The 20,822-nt window shown below is 68.2% G+C and carries 20 protein-coding genes; 5 read left to right on the top strand and 15 right to left on the bottom strand.

Annotated elements, in window-relative coordinates; translation table 11 throughout:
* Nucleotides 1–26: 26 nt before the first annotated feature.
* On the bottom strand, nucleotides 27–917 hold the full coding sequence (locus CLM73_RS25075) for a LysR family transcriptional regulator (RefSeq protein WP_105240731.1): 891 nt from the start codon (nucleotides 915–917) through the stop codon (nucleotides 27–29).
* Nucleotides 918–1,017: 100 nt separating this feature from the next.
* Between CLM73_RS25075 and CLM73_RS25070 the strand changes: the two genes are divergently transcribed.
* Both CLM73_RS25070 and CLM73_RS25065 read left to right on the top strand, forming a co-directional pair.
* A complete protein-coding gene (locus tag CLM73_RS25070) occupies nucleotides 1,018–2,175 on the top strand; it encodes an alpha/beta hydrolase (protein ID WP_105241716.1) in 1,158 nt (385 codons plus the stop codon).
* A gap of 10 nt (nucleotides 2,176–2,185) precedes the next feature.
* Nucleotides 2,186–3,445 carry an MFS transporter gene (locus CLM73_RS25065; RefSeq protein ID WP_105240730.1) on the top strand — a complete coding sequence of 420 codons (1,260 nt, stop codon included), beginning with the start codon at nucleotides 2,186–2,188 and terminating at the stop codon, nucleotides 3,443–3,445.
* Here CLM73_RS25065 and CLM73_RS25060 read toward each other — a convergent pair.
* The 10 genes from CLM73_RS25060 to CLM73_RS25015 all read right to left on the bottom strand — a co-directional run bounded on the left by CLM73_RS25060 (nucleotide 3,409) and on the right by CLM73_RS25015 (nucleotide 13,335).
* Nucleotides 3,409–4,419 (bottom strand): D-2-hydroxyacid dehydrogenase, encoded by a 1,011-nt coding sequence (locus tag CLM73_RS25060; RefSeq protein ID WP_158685928.1) that lies wholly within the window; start codon nucleotides 4,417–4,419, stop codon nucleotides 3,409–3,411. The genes CLM73_RS25065 and CLM73_RS25060 overlap by 37 nt on opposite strands.
* Complete coding sequence (locus tag CLM73_RS25055; protein WP_105240728.1) at nucleotides 4,416–5,564, bottom strand: mandelate racemase/muconate lactonizing enzyme family protein; 1,149 nt, start codon at nucleotides 5,562–5,564, stop codon at nucleotides 4,416–4,418. Before CLM73_RS25055 ends, CLM73_RS25060 begins: the two co-directional genes overlap by 4 nt.
* Nucleotides 5,565–5,592: 28 nt before the next feature.
* The gene (locus CLM73_RS25050) at nucleotides 5,593–6,567 is read right to left on the bottom strand and encodes a tripartite tricarboxylate transporter substrate binding protein (RefSeq protein ID WP_158685927.1); all 975 of its coding nucleotides are present in this window, start codon (nucleotides 6,565–6,567) and stop codon (nucleotides 5,593–5,595) included.
* Between the two features lie 191 nt (nucleotides 6,568–6,758).
* Nucleotides 6,759–7,673 (bottom strand): LysR family transcriptional regulator, encoded by a 915-nt coding sequence (locus CLM73_RS25045; protein WP_105240726.1) that lies wholly within the window; start codon nucleotides 7,671–7,673, stop codon nucleotides 6,759–6,761.
* Between the two features lie 25 nt (nucleotides 7,674–7,698).
* Complete coding sequence (locus CLM73_RS25040) at nucleotides 7,699–8,571, bottom strand: amidohydrolase family protein (RefSeq protein WP_105240725.1); 873 nt, start codon at nucleotides 8,569–8,571, stop codon at nucleotides 7,699–7,701.
* 2 nt (nucleotides 8,572–8,573) lie between these two features.
* The gene (locus tag CLM73_RS25035; RefSeq protein WP_105240724.1) at nucleotides 8,574–9,635 is read right to left on the bottom strand and encodes an isocitrate/isopropylmalate dehydrogenase family protein; all 1,062 of its coding nucleotides are present in this window, start codon (nucleotides 9,633–9,635) and stop codon (nucleotides 8,574–8,576) included.
* Nucleotides 9,636–9,668: 33 nt separating this feature from the next.
* The gene (locus tag CLM73_RS25030) at nucleotides 9,669–10,670 is read right to left on the bottom strand and encodes a Bug family tripartite tricarboxylate transporter substrate binding protein (protein ID WP_105240723.1); all 1,002 of its coding nucleotides are present in this window, start codon (nucleotides 10,668–10,670) and stop codon (nucleotides 9,669–9,671) included.
* A gap of 41 nt (nucleotides 10,671–10,711) precedes the next feature.
* Complete coding sequence (locus CLM73_RS25025; RefSeq protein WP_105240722.1) at nucleotides 10,712–11,701, bottom strand: tripartite tricarboxylate transporter substrate binding protein; 990 nt, start codon at nucleotides 11,699–11,701, stop codon at nucleotides 10,712–10,714.
* Nucleotides 11,702–11,728: 27 nt separating this feature from the next.
* Nucleotides 11,729–12,361 (bottom strand): GntR family transcriptional regulator, encoded by a 633-nt coding sequence (locus CLM73_RS25020; protein WP_199778202.1) that lies wholly within the window; start codon nucleotides 12,359–12,361, stop codon nucleotides 11,729–11,731.
* A 167-nt stretch (nucleotides 12,362–12,528) separates the two neighbouring features.
* Nucleotides 12,529–13,335: an AraC family transcriptional regulator gene (locus CLM73_RS25015; protein ID WP_105240720.1), complete on the bottom strand. Its 807-nt coding sequence runs from the start codon at nucleotides 13,333–13,335 to the stop codon at nucleotides 12,529–12,531.
* Nucleotides 13,336–13,453: 118 nt separating this feature from the next.
* On the opposite strand from CLM73_RS25015, the gene CLM73_RS25010 reads away from it, so the two are divergent.
* Nucleotides 13,454–14,635, top strand: a complete 1,182-nt coding sequence (locus tag CLM73_RS25010; RefSeq protein ID WP_105240719.1) for an MFS transporter — start codon at nucleotides 13,454–13,456, stop codon at nucleotides 14,633–14,635.
* A 12-nt stretch (nucleotides 14,636–14,647) separates the two neighbouring features.
* Here the strand turns inward: CLM73_RS25010 and CLM73_RS25005 are convergent, their stop codons facing one another.
* Complete coding sequence (locus CLM73_RS25005; protein ID WP_105240718.1) at nucleotides 14,648–15,547, bottom strand: LysR substrate-binding domain-containing protein; 900 nt, start codon at nucleotides 15,545–15,547, stop codon at nucleotides 14,648–14,650.
* Nucleotides 15,548–15,693: 146 nt separating this feature from the next.
* On the opposite strand from CLM73_RS25005, the gene CLM73_RS25000 reads away from it, so the two are divergent.
* Together CLM73_RS25000 and CLM73_RS24995 are read left to right on the top strand one after the other, a co-directional pair.
* Nucleotides 15,694–16,671 carry a Bug family tripartite tricarboxylate transporter substrate binding protein gene (locus CLM73_RS25000; protein ID WP_105240717.1) on the top strand — a complete coding sequence of 326 codons (978 nt, stop codon included), beginning with the start codon at nucleotides 15,694–15,696 and terminating at the stop codon, nucleotides 16,669–16,671.
* A gap of 56 nt (nucleotides 16,672–16,727) precedes the next feature.
* Entirely contained in the window at nucleotides 16,728–18,137 is a 1,410-nt protein-coding gene (locus CLM73_RS24995; protein WP_105240716.1) for an amidase family protein, read from the top strand.
* Between the two features lie 18 nt (nucleotides 18,138–18,155).
* Here CLM73_RS24995 and CLM73_RS24990 read toward each other — a convergent pair whose 3' ends face one another.
* The 3 genes from CLM73_RS24990 to CLM73_RS24980 are packed head-to-tail and all read right to left on the bottom strand — an operon-like array spanning nucleotide 18,156 to nucleotide 20,820.
* Nucleotides 18,156–18,893 carry a carboxymuconolactone decarboxylase family protein gene (locus CLM73_RS24990; RefSeq protein WP_105240715.1) on the bottom strand — a complete coding sequence of 246 codons (738 nt, stop codon included), beginning with the start codon at nucleotides 18,891–18,893 and terminating at the stop codon, nucleotides 18,156–18,158.
* Nucleotides 18,881–20,062 carry an SDR family oxidoreductase gene (locus CLM73_RS24985; RefSeq protein ID WP_105240714.1) on the bottom strand — a complete coding sequence of 394 codons (1,182 nt, stop codon included), beginning with the start codon at nucleotides 20,060–20,062 and terminating at the stop codon, nucleotides 18,881–18,883. The genes CLM73_RS24990 and CLM73_RS24985 overlap by 13 nt, the downstream gene beginning before the upstream one ends.
* Nucleotides 20,062–20,820, bottom strand: coding sequence for an SDR family NAD(P)-dependent oxidoreductase (locus CLM73_RS24980; protein ID WP_105240713.1), 759 nt, complete (start codon nucleotides 20,818–20,820; stop codon nucleotides 20,062–20,064). The genes CLM73_RS24985 and CLM73_RS24980 overlap by 1 nt, the downstream gene beginning before the upstream one ends.
* Nucleotides 20,821–20,822: the final 2 nt, after the last annotated feature.

Genomic DNA, 20,822 nt, shown 5'->3' with positions numbered 1-20,822 from the left:
TGCGGCGGACCCGTCAGGGTGATACCTCAGCGATATTTCAGCGCGTCGACAAAGGCGGAAAAGGCGGGCGAGGCCTGGCGCCGGTTGGGGTAATACAGGTGGAAGCCCTGGAACGTGGGACACCAGTCGCCAAGGACCTCCTTGAGCCGTCCGTCCGCCAGATACGGCGCGACAAGCTGTTCGGGCACGTAGGCCAGACCGATGCCGTCCACGGCGGCGTTGAGCACGTGCACGATGCTGTTGAAGACCAGCTGGCCCTCGACCTTGACGGTGAAGGCCTTGCCGGTCTTTTCGAATTCCCACGCGTAGACCGAACCGGATGGCCGGTGCCGGATGTTGACGCAGGGCAGCCCGGTCAGGTCGTGCGGCGTGGCGGGCGCCGGATGCCGCGCGAAGTACGCAGGCGATCCTACCACCATCAGCCGCCAGTCCGGGCCGATGCGCACGGCGATCATGTCCTTGCTGATCGCTTCGCCCAGCCGGACGCCGGCGTCGAACCGCTCCTCGACCACGTTGGTGAAGCCGTAATCCACGTACAGCTCCAGGGTGATGTCCGGATAGTCCTTCAAGAAGGTGGCAAGCATCGGCCGCAGGCACAGTTCGATCGAGTCGTCGGTGCAAGTGACGCGTAGCGTGCCGCGCGGCTTGTCGCGCAGTTCCCCCAGCGCGTCGACCTCGATCGCGATCTGGTCGAAGAGCGGTGCGATGGCACGCATCAGGCGCTCGCCAGCGTCGGTGGGCGCGACGTTGCGTGTGGTGCGCGACAAGAGACGCACACCCAGGCGTTCCTCGAGCGAGCGCATGGTGTGGCTGAGCGCGGACGGAGTGAGGCCCAGTTTGGCCGCGGCCTTGGTGAAGCTCTGGTCGCGGGCGACAGCCAGGAAGGCCTGCAGGTCATTGATCTTGGGGTGTGCCATTGCTGAGTTTTTTTCACAGGTTCATGAAGATTACACCCCCTAATCAGGCGGCGGGGCTTGCGTCAACATCTGGGCATTGATTTTCAAGGGATTTCCCGCCATGACCCAGACTTCCGATTTCGGCCAACCCGACCTGCAAAATCCCGGTACGGGAGAGGGCGGACGCCGCGCTTTCATCAAGGCTGCCGGTGGCATTGCCGCGCTGGGGCTGCTTTCCGCCGGGGCTGCGCCGGCCTTTGGCGCGCCAAGCGGCGCAATCGGCAGCAGCGCGTCGCAGGCGGCGCCCGGCGAGCCGGCTGACGCTGACAACTTCTACAAGAGCGGCAAGGTGAACGTGCAGCGCGTCACCTTCAAGACGCAGTACGGCCTGGCGGTGGCCGGCAATCTGGTGACGCCGAAAGGACTGGCGCGGGACGGCCGGGCGCCCGCGGTGATCGTCGGCCATCCGATGGGGGCGGTGAAGGAGCAGAGCGCGATGCTGTACGCGCAGAAACTGGCCGAACGCGGCTTTGTCACGCTGGCCATCGACCTGCCGTACTGGGGCGAGAGCGAAGGCGAACCGCGCAATTTGGTGGCGCCGGAACTGTACGCCGAAGCCTTCAACGCGGCTGTGGATTACTTGGGGACCGGCGGGCTTGTGCATCGCGAGCGCATCGGCGTGCTGGGCATTTGCGGCAGCGGGGGCTTTGCGATCAGTGCGGCCAAAATGGATCCGCGTTTGAAGGCGATTGCGACGGTCAGCATGTACGACATGGGGGCCGTGACCCGAAACGGACTGAAGCACAGCCTGACGCTGGACCAGCGCAAGGCGTTGCTGGCGAAGGCGGCGGCGCAGCGGTATGAGGAGTACGCCAGTGGCGAAGGGCAGTTCTTGAACTACCTGCCGGAGCGGCCAAGCGCAGACATGGATCCGGTGACGCGCGAGTTCTGGGAGTTCTACCGCACGCCGCGCGGCATTGCCATTCCGAAGGGCCGAACGTTGGCGCAGACGCAGAACCGGATGTTGACCAGCGAAGTGCGCTTCGTGAACTTCTATCCGTTCAACGATATTGAGTCGATCTCGCCGCGCCCGCTGCTGTTCATCGCCGGCGACGCGGCGCACTCCCGGGAGTTCAGCGAAGACGCCTACGCCAAGGCGGCCGAGCCGAAGGAGCTGGTCTGGGTGCCCGGCGCGGGCCACGTGGACCTGTATGACCGCGTGGGCCTGATTCCGTGGGACAAGCTGGACGGGTTCTTCCGGCAGCACCTGGCGGGGTAAGGCCACAGCAATGACAAGCACTGCAATTGAAACCGCAAATGGCGCGCTCGACGCCCCGGGCGGCGCGCCGGCGCACCCGGCATCATGGAGCGCCGTCCTGGCCTTGTCCGTGTGCGCATTCGCGCTGGTGGCCTCTGAATTCCTGCCCGTCAGCCTGCTGACGCCGATGGCGTCCGATCTGCAGGTGACAGAGGGCATGGCCGGACAAGGCATCGCCATTTCCGGCGCATTCGCCGTGGTAACCAGCCTGTTCATCTCGGCGCTGTCGGGCGGCCTGAACCGCAAGACGCTGCTGCTTGGCCTGACGGCGGCCATGGGGTTGTCGGGCGCCATTGTGGCGCTGGCGGGCAATTACGTGGTCTACATGGCGGGCCGCGCGCTGATTGGCGTGGTGATCGGCGGCTTCTGGTCGATGTCGGCGGCGACGGCGATCCGGCTGGTGCCGCCCACACAAGTGCCGCGCGCGCTGGCGATCCTGAATGGCGGCAACGCACTGGCGACAGTTGTGGCGGCGCCGTTGGGCGCCTATCTTGGCGCGGTCATCGGCTGGCGCGGCGCGTTCTTATGCCTGGTGCCGGTGGCGCTGATGGCGCTGGCCTGGCAGTGGCTGACGCTGCCGTCCATGCCCGCCGCGCCGCGTGCCGCCGGCGCGAATAGTGTGTTCAAGGTCTTCACGCTGTTCAAGCGCCGCCATGTCGCCATCGGCATGGCGGCCAGCAGCCTGTTCTTCATGGGGCAGTTCGCGCTATTTACGTACGTGCGGCCGTTCCTGGAGACCGTGACGCGCATTCAGGTGCCGGCGCTGTCGCTCGTCCTGCTTGCAATCGGTGTGGCCGGCCTGGCCGGCACCGTGCTGATCGGCCGCGTGCTGCAGCGGGGGTTCTATCAGACGCTGATCGCCATTCCGCTGTTCATGGCGGCGATCGCGATGGGCCTCATCGCATTTGGCCACTGGATGCCGGCGGTCGTGGGGCTGCTGGCGTTGTGGGGCCTGACGGCGACGGCGGCCCCCGTGGGGTGGTGGGCCTGGGTGGCGAAGACGTTCCCGCACGACGCGGAAGCCGGGGGTGGCCTGTTGGTGGCGGTGGTGCAGATGGCCATCGCGCTGGGATCCACGGTGGGCGGCGTGCTGTTCGATCACAGCGGTTACCAGAGCACGTTCGCGGCAAGCGCACTGCTGCTGGTTGGCGCGGGAGTTCTGGCGGGAATGACGGCGCGCACGCGGTCGCGTGATCAGCGGGTTCCCGCTACCCCCAGCTGCGCCGCATGACGCGCCAGCCAGCGGCTTAACGCATCCGCGAAGCAGTCGACAACGCGGTCTTCGTGCCCGAGCGACGCGGCGCTGTTGTGCGGGCTGATCCACACCGACGGCAGCGACCACAGCGGCGACGCCTGTGGCAGCGGCTCTTCCGTAAACGTGTCGAGGTAAGCACCCGCCAGCCGTCCCGCGTCCAGCGCGTGGGTCAGCGCCGCTTCGTCCACCAGTTCGCCGCGCGCGACGTTGACGATGCGCGCGCCGCTCGGCAACAGCGCCAGCCGGCGCGCATCGATGATGCCGGCCGTCCCGGCATTCAACGGCAGCGCCAGCACCAGCCAGTCGCACTGGGGCAGGGCGTCGTCCAGCTGCGCCATGCCGATGACATCGTCAAAGCCGGCCAGCGGCTCGGCATGCCGGCGCACGGCGGTCGTGCGCAGTCCCAGCGCCGAGCACAAACGCCCGATCTCCTGGCCGATGGCGCCCGCGCCCAGCACCAGCACATGCATCGACGACAGATCGCGTGGCCGGGCGTCGCCGGTCAGCGGCTGCCATGCGCGCCGCGCCTGCGAGGCGAGCCAGCGATCGAAACCGCGCGATTGCGCCAGGATGGCAGCCACGGCGGTCTGCGCGATGGGGGCAGCGGTGACGCCAGTGGAGGCGGTGACCGAAACGCCCCGCGCCAACGTGTGCGCGTACTGCGGCAGGTCCTGCCCCGACGAACACACGTGCAGCCAGCGCAGCCCGGGCGCGGCATCCGCCACGCGAAAGAAGGCATCCGACAGCGGGCCGGGCTTGCGCAGTGAACTGCCTTCGTACAGGTCGCGTGAAAAGAACGCCACGTCGATACGCGCGGGATCGGCGTCTTCGACCCGATGGCGTTGCAGGCGCACGCCGGCATCCTGCGCAAGGGCATCGAGACGCGGGCCATGCGCGCGGTCGACCTTGGCCGACAGCAGCAGCCCCAGCGCGGGAGCGGCCGTGTTCAACGCACGACCTGCCAGCGGTCGCGTTCGCCGGGATAGACGACGCCGTACTCCGCGATGGCGTCGTCGTCGAACCGGAAGGCAAGGCCGGGCTCGGTGGGCACCAGCAGATTGCCGTCCTCGGCCTGCAACTGGCGGTCGATGAGGCGGCGGAAGTTGACGATGTGATCGTCCGGCATCCATTCCACGTAGGTCGCATTGGGCGCGCTGGCGGCCAGGTGGATGTGCACATCGTGCCACGCGTGCGGCGCGACGGTGATGCCGTGGCTGTCCGCCGTGGCCGCGATGCGGCGCCATTCGGTGATGCCGCCGCACACGGTCGCGTCGGTCTGCAGGATGGTGGTGGCGCCGCTGGTGATCAGATCCTTGAAGCGCCAGCGGCCGGCTTCGACTTCGCCCGTGGCGACGGTGACCGGCGTGGCGCGCGCCAGCCGCACGTGATTGTCGATGTCGTCGGGCGAGAAGGGCTCTTCGATCCAGAAGGGGTGATAGGGCTCGAACGCGCGCATGTATTCCAGCGCCGTGGGCAGGTCGCGCCATGCGTTGTTGGCGTCGAGCATCAGGCGCACGTCGTCGCCGATGGCCTCGCGCACGGCGGCGATGCGCTTGCGCTCGCCGGCGACGCTTTCCAGGCCGACCTTCATCTTGACGGCGCGAAAGCCCTCTTTGACGTGCTGCGCCATTTCAGCCGCCAGCTTGTCCGGCGTCTTGCCCGGCTGGTAATAACCGCCGCTGGCGTAAGCGGGCACGCGGTCCTTCACGGTGGCGCCGAGGTATTGGTAGAGCGGCACGCCGGCGCTGCGGGCGTTCAAGTCCCACAGCGCCGTGTCGATGGCGGATAGCGCGCGCATCACGCCGCCGGCGCGGCCCAGCAGCAAGGCTTCCTGGTACAGCTCGTTCCACAGGCCTTCGATGCGCAGCGATTCCTGGCCGATCAAGCGCGGCGCCAGCAGGTCGGTCACCGCCACGGACAACAGGCGTCCCGCGCTGTTCACGGCGTAGCAGTAGCCCAGGCCCTCCTGGCCGTCGGTGGAGCGCACGCGCACCAGGCAGTATTCGCGCGCCTTGACCTGGCGTGTGGAGAACGTGACCGGATTCGCGAGCGGCACGCGGGCAATGCAGACAGAGACGGATTCGATGGTAGGCATATGCAGGGATGCTCCGGGTTGAATGGGATCAGTCGAACTTGATGTTGCTTTGCTTGATGACGCCCGCCCACTTCACTTTTTCGCTGTCGATCAACTGCTGGAATTGCGCGGGCGATTCATCCAATGGTTTGAGGCCCATCTCATCCAGGCGCGCCTGCATGCCGGGCTCGCGGACCACGCGCGAGATCTCTTTGTGCAGGTAGTCGACGACCTGTTGCGGCGTGCCGGCGGGCGCGATGATGCCGAACCACACGTTGGCCTCGTAGCCGGGCACGCCGGATTCGGCCAGCGTCGGCACGTCGGGCAGCTGGGGCAGGCGTTCCTTGGAGGTCACGGCCAGCGCCTTGAGCTTGTTCTGCTTGATGAAAGGCAGGCTTTGCGTGGGGGTGGCGAAGATCAGCGGAATCATCCCGCCGATTACATCGGTCTGCGCGGGCGCGCCGCCCTTGTAGGGGATGTGGTTCATGCGGATGCCGGCCATCTGATCCAGAAGCTCCAGCGAGATGTGCTGCGTGGAACCCTGGCCGGGCGTGCCGAAGTCGATACCGCGCTCCTTCTTCTTGGCCAGCGTGATCAGGTCCTTGGTCGTATTGGGCTCGAACTTGGGATTGGCGACCAGCACGAACGGCGTGTCGGCGATCAGCGAGACCGGCGCGAAGTCCTTGAGCGTGTAGGTGAGGTTCGGGTACAGCAGCGTGTTGGTGACGTGCGAAGAGATCACCAGCATCAGCGTGTAGCCGTCGGCGGGCGAGCGCTTGAGCTCACCGGTGGCGATGGTGCTGTTCGCGCCCGGCTTGTTCTCGACGATCACCGGCTGCGGCCAGGTCTTGGACAGTTCGGCGGCGACCAGACGGGCCACGGTGTCGTTGGAGCCGCCGGGCGCCATGCCGACCATCAGGCGCACGGGTTTGGCGGGATAGTTCTCGGCGAAGGCGAGGGGTGCGGCAGCGGCAAGGGCGGCGGACAGGCAGCCGCCAACGAGGACACGGGCAAGGCGCTTCATGAGGTTGTCTCCTTGGATTGTTCTGCTGTTGTGAACCCATGATAGACAGGCCGTCTTAGTCGATGAATGGATAATTTGGATAAGAAAATCGAGGAAATCGATAAATGGGCGCGGCCAGGTGATGGGCGTGCGAATGCGGGCGCGAGGCATCGCTGCCGTCGCGCCCGCAGGCATGCTTTTTCCGGTAGATGTCAGTCCAGCGTGCGGGCCAGCGCCTGCACGGCGGGCTGCAGATGTTCGCGCAGCAGCGTCAGGAATGCCTGCGCGGCCAGCGAATCGGTGGCGTCGCGGCGCCGCGCCAGACAGATGTCGCGCTCGTTGATCGGCAGGGTCAGCGGCACGGCTTTCAAGCCGGCCAGGCGGAACTGAAAGAGCGCCAGGGTGGGCGCAATGGTGACGCCCAGCCCGGCCGCGATGAAGCCGGCGGCCGTGGACAGGCTGTTGACCTGATGCGAGCGCAGCCACTGCCGGGGATAGATGGCGGCGTCCAGATGCTGGCGGATGCTGCTGTTGTTTTCGAATCCGATGATCGGATAGTCCAGCACGTCCTGCACCGACAGGCGGCGCCGGGAGGCCAGCGGGTGGCTGGCGGGGCAGATGAAATGGAAGGTGTCGCGCGCCAGCACCTCGATGTCGAGGTCGGTGCTGGGATAGGCGGCCGCGCACAGCGCAAAGTCCACCTGGCGGTTGCGGACCATGTCGATGCACACGGTGCTGGCCACGTCCTGCACCTGCACGCTGATGCCGGGGTAATCCGCGCTGAAACGGGCGATGAGGCCGGGCAGGATGCCTGACGATATCGATGGCAGCGCGGCAAGCGCGACGCGGCCCTTGCGCCGCTCGACGTGGTCGCGCATTTCGGCCAGGGCGCGCTCGGTCTCGGGCAGCAGGTGGGCGACGATGTTCTGGAAGGCTTCGCCCTCAGCCGTGAGCTCGACGTTGCGCGTGCTGCGCGAGAACAGCTTCACGCCCAGGTCGCTTTCCAGATTGGAGATCAGCGCGCTGAACGCGCTCTGGGTCAGGCAGCAGTGTTCGGCCGCGCGCGTGAAACTGCGCAATGCCGCCAGGGCCGTGAAGGCCTTCATGTGGCGTAGCGAAAGATTCATGCGGCGGTCTCCGCTGCGCTAAGGACTAGAAACCATACAGCGCCGCGGGATTGGCCGCCAGCACTTGGCGCTGTATTGCCGCATCCGGCAGCCAGGCCTCGATCTCGCGCAGCAGGCGTTCGGCCGCGACGTCGCGATACGCGCTGACCTCGGTGGGAAGCTTGCCCGGCTCGCGATTGGTGTGCGGCCAATCGCTGGCCCACAGTGCGCGTTCCGGATTGCGGCCGATGAAGGTGCGGGCCAGCGCGGTCACACGTTCGGCTTCGCCGGCATCATCGGGGTCCGCGCTGATGCGGTAAGAAGCCGACAGCTTGACGTAGGCGGCGCCGCTGCCGACCAGGTCCAGCACCTGGCGCACACGCGGGTCGTCCAGCGCAATCTGCGCCGGAATCATCGCAAAGTGATCCAGCACCACGGGCACCGGCAGCCGGGCCAGCGCGGGGGCGGCGCTGGCGATGGCGTCGAGCGAGGCGTACACCTGAAGGTGCCAGCCTTGCCCCGCCAGACGGCCGGCCCAGGCTGACAGTGCGCGGCTGACGGCGGCGGCGTCGCTGGCGCCCGTGCTTTCCAGGTTGACGCGCACGCCGCGTACACCGGCGTCGTGCAGGCGGGTGAGATCCGCGTCGGAGATGTCTTCATCGGCCACGGCAACGCCGCGCGCCGCGCCGTCCAGCGCCAACAGGCTGTCGACGAGCAGGCGGTTGTCGCTGCCATAGATGCTGGGCTGCACGATGACGGCGTGGGCGAGGCCCAGCCGTTGCATGTGCGCGCGCAGCGCATCCGCTGACGCGGGACCGGGCGTGTAGTGCCGGTCCGCCAGCATGGGGTAGTCGGCCTGCGGCGCCACGACGTGCACGTGGCAGTCGCAGGCGCCGGCCGGTAGCTGCGGCACCGTCATGGTCAGCCCGCCTGCAGGCGCGCGACGAAGGCCGCGCCGGCTTCGCGCGTGCCCAGCTTGCCGCCCACGTCACGCGTGCATTCCTGCGCGAGGATGGTGTCGGCGATGGTGGCCTCGATGGCGGCGGCGGCCTGCGTGAACGCGGCGTTCCCGGTCTTCTGGCCGTGCCAGTTCAGCAGCATCGCGCCCGACAGGATCAGCGAGATCGGGTTGGCGATGTTCTGGCCGGCGATGTCGGGCGCCGAGCCGTGCGCAGCCTGGCCCATCGCGTAGTCGCGGCCGGCGTTCAGCGAGCCGCCCAGGCCCAGGCTGCCGGATAGTTCGGCGGTCAGGTCGGACAGGATGTCGCCGAACATGTTGGTGGTGACGACGACGTCGTAGCGCTGCGGCGCGCGCACCACGTGCGCCATCATGGCGTCGACGATCACGTCGTCCACGCGCACGTCCGGAAACTCCTGCGCGACCTGGCGGCACATCTCCAGGAACATGCCGTCGCCCAGCTTCAGCACGTTGGCCTTGTGCACCATCGTGACGTGCTTGTTGCGCGTCATGGCCAGCTCGAACGCCGTGCGCGCGATGCGCTCGCAGCATTGGCGGGTGATGCGGCGCAGCGACACGACGACATCGGGCGTGATCAGCATTTCGCTGCCGCCGGACTCGACGTTGCGGTCGGCATAGAAGCCTTCGGTGTTTTCGCGCACCACGACCAGATCGAATTCGCCCAGACGCGCCTGCATGCCGGGATAGGTGCGCGCGGGGCGGATGTTGGCGTGCAGGTCGAGCTTCTTGCGAAAGTACATCGACGGATTGATCTCGCCGCGGGCCTCGTCCTTGAAGTCATAGGTGGCCATGGGGCCGAGCATCAGGCCGTCGGCCGCCTTGACCTTTTCCAGGAGGGCGGGCGTGACGGTGGCGCCGTGCTTTTTCAGGCTGTCATGGCCCGCGATGTCGTGGTCGAATTGCAGGTTCAGGCCGAAGCGGCGCGACGCGGCTTCAAGCACGTCGACGGCGACCGCCATGGTTTCGGGGCCGATGCCGTCGCCGGGGAGTACAACGATTTTCATGGGAGCGATTTCCTGTGGGTTGATGGGCCGGGCTTATTCGACCTGGACCCCGGTGGCTTGCACCAGGTTCTGATACTTGGCGGCTTCGCTGCGCACGAAGGCCGTGAAGTCCTGCGAAGAGTTCGGGCGCACGGCGGCGCCGTCGCCTTCAAGCCGCGACTTGATCGCGGGCTCGGCCAGAATGGCGTTCAGCTGCGCGTTGAGCTGTTCGACCACCGCCGGGGGCGTCTGCGCGGGCGCGAAGACGCCGCCCCACAGGCTGAATTGGAAGTCCGGCACAGCGGCTTCGCTGATGGTGGGAACGTTGGGCAGGATGCCCAGGCGCTCACGCGAGGATACCGCCAGCGCCTTCAGGCGGCCGCTGTTGATGTGCGGCATGACGGCCGACGCGCTGGAAAAGAAGAAGTCGACGTGGCCGCCCAGCAGGTCGGACATGGCCTGGCCCGCGCCCTTGTACGGCGCGTGGATCATGCGTGTCTGCGTGCCGAGCGCCAGCGCGGCGGCGGCCAGGTGGCCGGGCGTGGCGGTGCCGGAGGACGCGTAGGCCAGGGCGTCGGGTTTGGCACGGGCTGCGGCGATCAGCGCGGCCAGGTCCGCATAGGGCGACTTTTCCGGCACGGCCAGTACCAGCGGCGAATCGCCCACCAGGATCACCGGGGCGAATTCGCGCAGCGGGTCGTAGCCCAGCGACTTCATGGCGTAAGGGTTGACGGCGATTTCGCCGGTCTGGCCCAGCAGCAGCGTGTAGCCGTCGGCCGGCGCGCGCAGCACGATGCGCGACCCCACTGCGCCCGACGCGCCGGGGCGGTTCTCAACGATGAAGGTCTGCTTGAATTCCGTGCCCAGGCGTTCGGCCAGGATGCGGGCGAAGACGTCGCCCTGACCGCCGGGCGCGTAGGGCACGATCATCGTCACGGGTTTGGACGGATACGCGTCGGCCGCGCGTGCCGCGCCGGCCAGCATCAGCGCCGTGCCGGCCGCCGCGCCTTGCAAAAGGCGGCGGCGCGCGAGGTTCAGGGGGGAAGCATGCTGCATGGTGTCTCCTTGTTATCTCTTCGCAATCAGTGCGCGGCGGTTCAGTCCAGCGCCATGCCGGACTTCTTGACCACGCCTTGCCACATCTCCAGTTCGGCGGCCAGGGCCTTGCCGAAGTCGTCCGGTGAACCGCTGATGGCCTGCGCGCCCTCGTGCTTCAGGCGGTCGGCCACGAGCGTGTCGGCGGCGGCGGCGTTGATGGACTGGTTCAGCTTGGCGACGACGTCGGGCGGCGTGCCGGCCGGCGCCAGGACGCCCCACCACGTCGTGATGTCGAAGTCGGGCACACCCGTCTCGGCCACGGTGGGCGTGTCGGGAAAGAGCGGCGAGCGGGTCTTGCCCGTGACGGCCAGCAGATCCACGCGCTGGTCGCGAACCTGCGACAGGATGGTGGGCACGGTGGCGAAGAACACCTGAACGCGGCCGGCCAACAGATCGACGGTGGCCGGGCCGCTGCCCTTGTACGGCACGTGCGTCATGGCGGCATTGGTCTTCTGCTTGAACAGTTCGCCGGCCAGATGGTTGATGCTGCCGTTGCCGGCCGAGCAGAAGTTCAAGTCGGCGTCCGGCTTGGCGGCGAGCTCGCGCAGCCCGGCGATGGAGGTCAGCTTCAGGTCCTTGGCCGTCACCACGAAGAGCGGGCCGCGGCCCAGCATGGCGACGGGCGCGAAAGACTTGCGCACGTCGTAGGTGGTGCTGATGCCGGCGGCGGCGTTGGTCACGAAGGTCGACGTGGCAAAGAGCAGCGTGTAGCCGTCGGGGCGCGCATTGGCGACCAGCGCGGCGCCGATGGAGCCGCCACCGCCGCCGCGGTTTTCCACGACCACGGACTGACCCAGTTTGTCGGCCAGCGTGCGCGCCATGTCGCGCGCAATGCTGTCCGTGCCGCCGCCCGCCGCAAACGGCACCACCAGCGTGATGGGGCGGCTGGGGTAGGTGTCGGCGGACGCGGCCGCCGGCGCGCAAAGCGCGGGCAAAAGAAGGGCCAGCCCCGCCAGCAGACGCTGCGGGGATACGTTGAACTGCTTCATCGACTTGTCTCCGATCGACGGCTGCGCTCAGCCCTGGCGCAGCATCTTTAGGCGTTCCAGCAGGGCCTGGTGAATATGGTGTTGGGCGGCGTCTTGCGCGCCTTGGACGTCGCGGGCGCGGATGGCGTCGACGATGGCCTGGTGTTCCTGGTTGGAGCGGCCGGCCCGCTCGGAAGAGCTGAGCGTGCTGCGTCCCAGCAGATAGGTGGTCTCGGTCAGCGAATGCAGCGAGCGGATCAGGTAGCGGTTGTGCGCGGCGCTGTAGATGGCCTGGTGAAAGCGCAGGTTCTGCGCGACGGGGTCGCCGTTGTCGCCTTCGTCCAGGATGGCCTGCATGTTCGCGATCTCGGCGTCGGTGGCGTGGCGCGCGGCGAAGGCGGCGGCGGCCCCCTCCAGCACTTCGCGCATGGAATAGAGCTCGCCGACCTCCTGCTGGTCCATCGTGGTGACCACCAGTCCGCGGCCGGGCTCGTGCGTGATGAGCCCTTCGTCCTGAATGCGCTTGAGCGCCTCGCGCACCGGGGTACGGCCCATCTCGAGCTGCTCGGCGACTTCGACTTCGCGCAGGCGGTGGCTGGGCGTGAACATGCCCACCAGGATGCGGCGCTTGATCTCGTTGTAGGCGGCAAAGGCCTGCGAATTGCTTTTCGGAATGGGCAAGATTGTCTCGGCGCGTTTTTTGTATATTTTTGCATACAAAAAATCGAGCGGCAATCCGGCCCCTGAATTTGAATCCGGTGGGCGGGTTTTCGGCGGCGCTTTCTTTGGTGCTTTCAGCGGGGCTCGGCGGGGCAACGCGGGTTATCGCCCGCGATCACCGCGTCGCATCAAGACTTGAAATACCGCGCCGGCGTCGTGCCGAACACTGCCCTGAACGCGGCGACGAAGCTGGACGCGGATTCATACCCCACGTCGAACGCCACGTTGGTGACGCTTTCGCCGTAGGCCAGCTGTTCCAGCGCGGTGAGCAGCCGCTGGCGCTGGCGCCACCGGCCGAACGACAGGCCGGCCTCCTTCTGGAACAGGCGTTCGATGGTGCGGGGACTGGATCCGACCTGGCCCGCCAGCGACTCCAGCGGCTGACGGTTGGCCGGGTCGGCGCGCAGGAGATTGGCCAGGCGCAGCGCGCGGGTATCGGTGGGATAGGGCAGGTCGACCGAGGTGTGGTCAGTCGTGCGAACCAGATCGACGAGCACGCTGGCCAGGCGCGCTTCCGGGGAGTCCGCCGCGTAGTCCCACGGCGCGGACGCGCAGCTGGCAATGACCTCGCGCATCAGGGGGCTCACTGCGACCACGCGGCATTGCGCGCCGTCGGGCATGGGATAGACGTCGGGATCGATGTAGAGCACCCGCGTGTGCGCCGGCCGCCTGACCAGCGTGGAATGCAGGGTGCCGCTGCCGATCCAGATGGCGCGGGTGGCGGGCAGCACCCATTCGCCGACGCTGGTGGTGACGTGGATGACGCCGCTGGCCGCGCATAACAGCTGATGCCGCCGGTGGGCGTGGGGCGCCTGATCGGCCGGCATCCATTCCTCCATCAGGCCTACGACCGGCGCGGTGGCGAGGTCGGGGTCCGGCATGGCCGCGAGGGGCTCGGGGGCGCGTGCGGCGGCAGGTTGGCGGGTATTCGACATAAGACGGCCAAGTATAGACAGAATCCGCCACGCGCTCCTGATAACTTGGACCGCTTCCAAAACGCGTGTTTGCGTCCATTCGTCCAGGCGTTCACGCGGTTCACATCAGGAGTTCGTTTTGCAGCAGGCTGACATTCACACCCCGGGCAGGCCACTGGCCGCTCAGGACCAGGCCGCGTCGCTGCGGGCGCCCAAGCGCGCCACGCAGTTGTCGCTGTTCATCGCAGGGTTCGCCTTGTCGTCGTGGGCGCCGCTGGTGCCGTTTGCGCAGCAGCGTCTGGGCGCCGATGCGGCCACGCTGGGTTCCGTGTTGCTGTGCCTGGGTCTGGGCGCCGTGATCGGCATGCCGGGCGCGGGCGCGCTGGTGGGGCGCGTGGGTTGCAAGGCCCTGATCGTGACGGCAGGCCTTGTCCTGGCAGCCGTGCTGCCGCTGATGGCGATTGCATCGACCGCGTTCTCGTTGGGTCTGTGCCTGTTGATCTTCGGCGCGGCCACCGGCGCCATCGACGTGGCGGCGAACGTGCATGGCACCGAGGTCCAGCGCATTGCCCGGCAGCCGCTCATGTCGGGATTCCATGGGCTGTACAGCATCGGGGGGCTCGTTGGCGCTGCTGCAATGACGGCGATCATTGCCGCTGGCGCCAGCGCGGCGGCCGCAACCCTCGCCGCCGGTCTGGTCATCGCGCTGTGCGTGCTGCGGGCCGCGCCCGGCTTTCTGGTCCTGCCGCCAGCAAAAACGGGGCCGTTGCTGATCGTGCCCCGAGGAGTCGTGGCCGGTATCGGCCTGCTGGCGATGGTGATCTTCCTGGCCGAAGGTGCCATGCTGGACTGGAGCGCGCTGCTGCTGTCGCGCGACAAGGGCGTGGACCAGCGGTTTGCCGGCGTGGGGTATTCGGTCTTTGCGTGCGCCATGACGCTGATCCGCTTTGTGGGCGACCGGCTCGTGACGCGAGCGGGTGAGCGCGTGGTGCTGGTCGCGGGCTTTCTGATCACGGCGGGCGGTTTGGCGCTGGCGGCGTGGAGCAGCCACCTGGCCGTCGTGTATCCCGCCATCGCCTTGGCTGGGCTTGCCGCCGGCAATGTCGTGCCGATCCTCTTTTCACTGGCGGGACGCCAGACCCTCATGCCGCCGTCGCAGGCAATCGCGGCGGCCAGCATGCTGGGCTATCTGGGCGTGCTGCTGGGACCTGCGGTGCTCGGCTACGCCGCGCATGCCGTGGGTCTGATCGACGCGTTTCTCTGGCTTGCGGGATTGGTGGCGCTGTCGGCGGTTGCCATTCGCCTCGTGGTGCGGCGGTAAACGCCACCCGCTTTACGGCATCGCCGCGACGCGCCGCCGGAAGAGGTCTGCCATGGTGGCGGCCGCCAGCGATAGCGGGGTGCCCTGCAGCGTCATGATGCCGATGCTGGCGACCGGCATCGGCACGTCCGCGCGGATGCGCCGGGCCTCGTCGCCGTAGGGCTTGATGTCGAGCATGCCGGACGGGCAGATGATGAGCGCGTCGCTACGGGTCATGAGGCTCCACATGACGCCAAAGGTGTCGCATTCGATGACGCGCGCAGGCTCGGGCAGGCCGTGCGCGCGCAGGCCCCGCAGAAAGGCTTCGGTATGGCTGCCGCCAGAGACGTTGAGCAGCCATTCGCAGCCGCGGATATCGTCCCAGCGCCGCGCGCGCGCCAGCGGATGGCCTTTGCGGCAGGCGATCATGAATTCCAGCGGGCGCAGTTCCTCGAATTCGAACTCCTGACCGCCAGCGCCGTCGTTCATGCGCGAGGCCAGCGCAAAATCAAGCGCGCCGTTGCGCAGCGCCGGCTGCACCGAGGCCAGCAGGCCTTCCGAGACCTTGACCTGCGCGGCCGGCATGCTGGTCCGGAATTCGGCCAGCACGTCGGGCAGCACGCTAAGCATGACCATCGGCGTCACGCCGACCGCCACCCTGGCCTGCGCGCCGCTGAGCAATTGGCGGATGTCCTGGCGCGCCAGCGCGAGTTGCGCCTGCGCCAGGCGGGCCCGCACCGTCAGATGCTCGCCGCATTCGGTGACGGCGATGCCCTTGGGGCTGCGCGTCAAGAGCGGTGCGTCCAGTTCGGTTTCGAGTTCCTTGATGGCCTTGGTGACAGCGGCCTGGCTGAGGTGCAGGCTGCGTGCGGCGGCGCGGATGCTGCGCAGTTCGGCCACTTTCAGCCACGCGCGCAGTTGATGGTCTTTCATGACGGCTTTTCGGCTGACAACCTGGGGTGGTCACCTTAACAAAAATATAGCCTTACATGCAGCGCGGGCGATCCCTAAGCTGATCGTCGATCAGGCCCGGCAAGACCGAGAGGCCTGGCCCGAAAAAAGCGCTTCAGGAGAATGCCATGCCGATCATTGCCCGCCGTGCCGTTTCCTTGTTTCTTGTCATGCTGGCCGCCACCGCTGCCGGCGCCGCCCGCGCCGACTGGCCGGAACGGCCGATCAAGCTCATCGTCCCGTACGCCGCGGGCTCCGGTCCCGACGTGGTGCTGCGCCCGATCGCCGACGCGCTGGGCCGCGAACTGGGGCAGCCGGTCATCGTGGAAAACCGGGGCGGGGCAGGCGGCATCGTCGGCACGCAGGCCCTGGCGTCGGCGCCGCCCGATGGCTACACCATCGGCTTTGGCAACATCGTCACGCTGGCGATCAACAAGAGCATGTACGCCAAGCTGCCCTACGACCCGCAGCGCAGCCTGGCGCCCGTCAGCCTGGCCATCAGCAACGCGCTGGTGCTGATCGCGCGCAACGGCTTGCCGGCCAACAACGTGCAGGAGCTGGCCGCGTATGCAAAAAAGAATCCCGGCAAGGTCAGCGTGGGATCGCTGGGGGTGGGTTCCAGCGCGCACCTGGCGGGCGAGATGCTCAAGAGCGAGACCGGCACCACCATGCTGCACGTGCCGTACAAGAGCGGCCAGCAGGCCGTGGTGGATCTGGCCGGCGGGCAGCTTGACGTGATGATCGACAACGTTGCGGGGGTTCTGCCCTTCATCCGTTCGGGGCAGGTCAAGGTGCTGGGCGCCACCAGTTTGAAGCGCGTGCCGGTGCTGCCGGAGGTGCCGACACTGGACGAGTCGGGCTTAAAGGGCTTCGAGGTGGTGTCGTGGGGCGGCATCGTGACGCCGGCGGGCGTGCCTAAGCCGGTGATCGACAAATTGAATGCCGCCGTCGCCAAGGCGCTGCTGGACTCGGCGGTGCAGAAGCAGAACGAGACCCTGTCCGTCGACGCCACGCCGTCAACGCCGGAGCAGTTTGCCAGCCTGATCGCCGCCGAGATTCCGCGCTGGGCTGCGATGGTGAAGCAATCCGGCGCGTCGGCAGACTGAACGGACCGGTGCCGGACCGGCGTTGAAGAACGGACTTCAAGGAATTGGGAGACAACATGACGAACGCACTCTGGCGCTGGAACGCGCTCGACCTGGCCCGCGCCATCCGCAACGGTGAAGTATCGAGCCGCGAGGCCGTGCAAAGCTGCCTGGACCGCGGCCAGGCGGTCAATCCGGCCTTCAATCCGCTCACGGAAACCTATGCCGAGCAGGCGCTGCGCGCCGCGGATGAGGCCGACGCGGCGGTGCGCGGCAAGCGGGAGCTGGGCGCGCTGCATGGCGTGCCGGTCACGATCAAGGCCAACGCGGATCTGGCGGGCACGGCCACGACCAACGGCGTGACGGCCTACCGCGACCTCATCGCGCAGGAGAACAATCCGGCGGTCGACAACTGGCTGCGCGCGGGTGCGATCGTCATCGGACGCACGAATGTCCCGGCGTTTTCCTGGCGCTGGTTCAGCGACAACGATCTGCATGGCCGCACCGTCAATCCGTTCGATGTGGCGCGCACGCCGGGCGGCTCCAGCGGCGGGGCGGCGGTGGCGGCCGCGCTGGGCGTCGGGCCGCTTGCGCATGGCAGCGACCAGGGCGGCTCGATTCGCTATCCTGCGTATGCGTGCGGCGTGGCGGGACTGCGGCCCTCGCAGGGCCGGGTGCCGGGCTACAACGCCACGCAGCGATCGGAGCGCCCGGTGGCCTCGCAGATGGCGGCCACGCAAGGCCCGCTGGCGCGTACTGTCGCCGATCTGAGGCTCGGCTTGGCGGCGATGGCGGGGGGCGACGCGCGCGACCCCTGGTGGGTGCCGGCGCCGCTCGACTTTCCCGATGTGAACGACAACCGTCGCGTTGCGCTGTTTGCGGGCACGGCGGAGCACCAGGCCGACGCCGCGGTGGCCGACGCGCTGCAACGCGCGGCCGGCTGGCTGCAGGACGCCGGTTATCTCGTCGAGGTTGCCGAGCCGCCGCAGTTCGACGCCGCGGCCGCGCTGTGGCTGGACGTGCTGATGAACGAAGCCGCCGGTTCCATGCGGCGCGAGATCGAACGCGCCGGCGACCGCGCCATCCAGAACGCCTACCAGAGCATGCTGGCGCACACGCCGCACCGGGACAAGGACGGCTTCATTCAGGCGATGGCAATGCGCACGACGATCCTGCGCGAATGGGGCCGCTTCTTTGAGCGCTATCCGGTCCTGTTGATGCCCGTGTCTTTTGCGCTGCCTTTCCCGGTGGATCGGGATCAGCAGGGCGCGGACGTGATGGCGGACATCCTGCGGGCGCAGAGCCCGTTGATATCGACGGCGATCCTGGGGCTGCCGGGACTGTCGGTGCCCGTGGGCCTGGCGGGCGGCGTGCCGGTCGGGGTGCAGCTGGTGGCGGGACGGTTCCGCGAAGACCTGTGCCTGGCGGCTGGCGAAGCCATCGAGGCGCGGGCCGGCTGGTCGGTGCTGGACCAGCTGGACGCGTGAACGCGGCGCGTCCTCGTCTCAGCGGGACGTGCCGGTGTCTTGCAGGCGCGCGTGGATTGTCGCGCCCAACGCTGCGCCATGCACGGCCAGATGCGCGCCCAGTTGAATGGCTTGCAGGATCTCGCTGCGCGTCAGGCCTCGTGCAAGTCCTTCGCCTATGAGCGCGCGCGTGCTGGCCATGTCGCCCTGCGTGAAGCACGCGTGCAAGGCAATGCGAACCAGCAGGCGTTCATTCCGCGTCAGACCGCCGTCGGGCGCGCCGCCTTCCAGGAAATCGAGCAGGACGGCGACATAGCCAGAATCCTGCGCCGCCAGCCGCAACAGGCTGGGCGCCTGCTCCGGCCACAACGCGGCGATGCGGGCGCGCAAGGGATCCTGCGCGTCCAGTGCCGGTAGCGGCGCGGCGTCGTGCAGCAGATCAGCGGCCAGAAGGACCGCGCTCAAGCCCTGCAGGGTCACCAGATGCAGCACGTCGAAGACGTCGGCATCCGTGGCGCCGGCGTCGCGCGCCATGCGCAGATGGGTGGTGAGCCCTGCTTCGTAAAGATGCGTTGCCGATGCGTCCAGCGCCACGTAGATCAGCTCGACCATGCGCGGCGGCAGCGGACCCGTGCTGGCGGGATGGCCGGCGTAGTCCGCATAGTGCGCGAGGAATCCCGGATTGGCGCGCAGCATCGCGTCGGTCCACGGTCGCCAATAGCCGCGCGCGGCGATGAAGCGCGCCTTGATCTCGTCCAGATCGCTTATTGGCTGCATAGCACCTGACCCGTGAGGTATTGCGCCTGCGCGCCCGCGACGAAGCGCAGCAGCGGCGCCAGCGCCTCGGGCGCGGCGCCCGGCGCAACCTGCACCGCGTTGATGCGGCGCGCCGCGGGTCCCCATTCGCAGGCCAGCGAGGCCACGAGCATCCGCGCGGCTGCGTGATCGCCGGCATGCTCCCACGCCAGATCCTCGCCGCCGGGCAGCAGCAGCGTGAGGCTGCCGGGTCCGTTCAGGTCGAAGCGACGCGCCGCATGCAGCGCTGCCGCCAGGCGTTGTCCCGGCGGGCTGGACAGTACCGTGGCATCCAGCACGGCGGCATAGCCGCCGCCAGCATCGTCGTCCCGCAGCCAGGGCCAATCGCCCCGCACGGTCAGCGACAGGGGCGCGTCGATTTGAATGCGGTTTTCAGTCGCGGCCGGCGCATAGGTCTGGCTGCCGCCGTACACCGATGAGCCTCCATCCACGCACAGCAGACTGCCAGCCAGGGGCGCGGCCTGCGCGCCTGCGATAAAGACCAGGGCGCAGGCGATTTCGTCGGAATCGGCCAGCCGGCCCAGCGGAATCTTGGCGACCGCGCGCGTGGGGTCCAGGCGGCCGGATGCGATCAGGCCCTCAACCAGTTCCGTTTGCACATACCCCGGGCACAACACGGTGACGCGAAGTCCGGGATCGGCCTGCGCCAGCGCGCGGCTTTGCGCGATCAGGCCGGCTTTGCTGGGGCTGTAACCGCCGCGCCACGGGATGGCGCGCAGCCCCGCGCCCGAGGCCACGTTGACGATACGCGCGCCCGCGGCGAGGCAACCGCGCAGGGCGCTGACCACGCGCGCGGGCGCGTGCAGGTTCAGGTCCAGCAGCCGCTGCCAGTCTTCGTCCGTCTGGTCGACGGTGGGACGATTGCTGCTGTCCGTCATGCCCGCGTTGTTGATGATGGCGTCCAGTCGCGGCATGCCGTCCGCCAGCGCAGCAATCTGGCGGACATCGGTCAGGTCCGTCACGCAGGCAAGATGGTTCTGGCCTGCGCGGACGGGCAGTTCCGCCTGCAGCGCCTGCAACGCCAGCGCGTTGCGATCGACCAGCACGCAGCGATGGCCCGCGGCCGCCAGCCGGCGGGCCGTCGCCCGGCCAATGCCGCTGGCCGCGCCGGTGAGCAGGACGGTGTCCATCAGAGCGTCGTGAACGTGATGCCGCCGTCGACCACCAGCGCCTGTGCGGTGATGAAGCGCGCTTCGTCGCTGGCCAGGAACACGATGGCGTCGGCAATGTCGTCTACCGTGCCCAGGCGGCCCATCGGCGTGCTCGCAACGCGTTGCGCGTCGCGCTCGGCGTTGCGGTTGCGCTGCGTGCCTTCCGTGGGCACCGCTGACGGGCACACGGCGTTCACCCGGATGCGGCGCGCGCCCAGTTCGGCGGCCGCCGCGCGCGTCACGCCCAGCACGCCTGATTTGATGCCGGAATAGACCATCGAACTGGGGGCGGACTTGAGCGCCGCGGTTGACGCCACGTTGACGATGGCGCCGCCGCGGTCGGGGTCCATGACCTCGGCGGCGGCCTGGATGCCCCAGATGACGGCCTTGAAGCCGATGTCCAGCATGCGTTCCAGCGTATCGGCCTGAATCTCCAGCACGCTCTGATAGCGGACCCATGCCGCGTTGTTGACCAGGATGTCCAGGCGCGAGCCTTGTTCGGCGGCCTGTCGCACCGCTTGGCCGATGCCTTCACGCGTGGCGACGTTCTGCACGACGGGAAAGGCCTTGCCGCCTTCGGCGGTGATGCCGGCGACGGCCTCGTCCACCAATTCCTGCTTGAGGTCGTTGACGCCGACCGTGGCGCCGCGCGCGGCGAGCAGGCGCGCGGTGGCCCGGCCGATGCCGGCGCCCGCGCCGGTGACGAGCGCGACGCGCCCGGCGAGATCTTGTGCCATGG

The sequence above is a fragment of the Achromobacter spanius genome, assembly GCF_002966795.1.
Classification (GTDB): domain Bacteria; phylum Pseudomonadota; class Gammaproteobacteria; order Burkholderiales; family Burkholderiaceae_B; genus Achromobacter; species Achromobacter spanius_D.
This window is presented reverse-complemented; position numbering and strand designations above follow the sequence as displayed.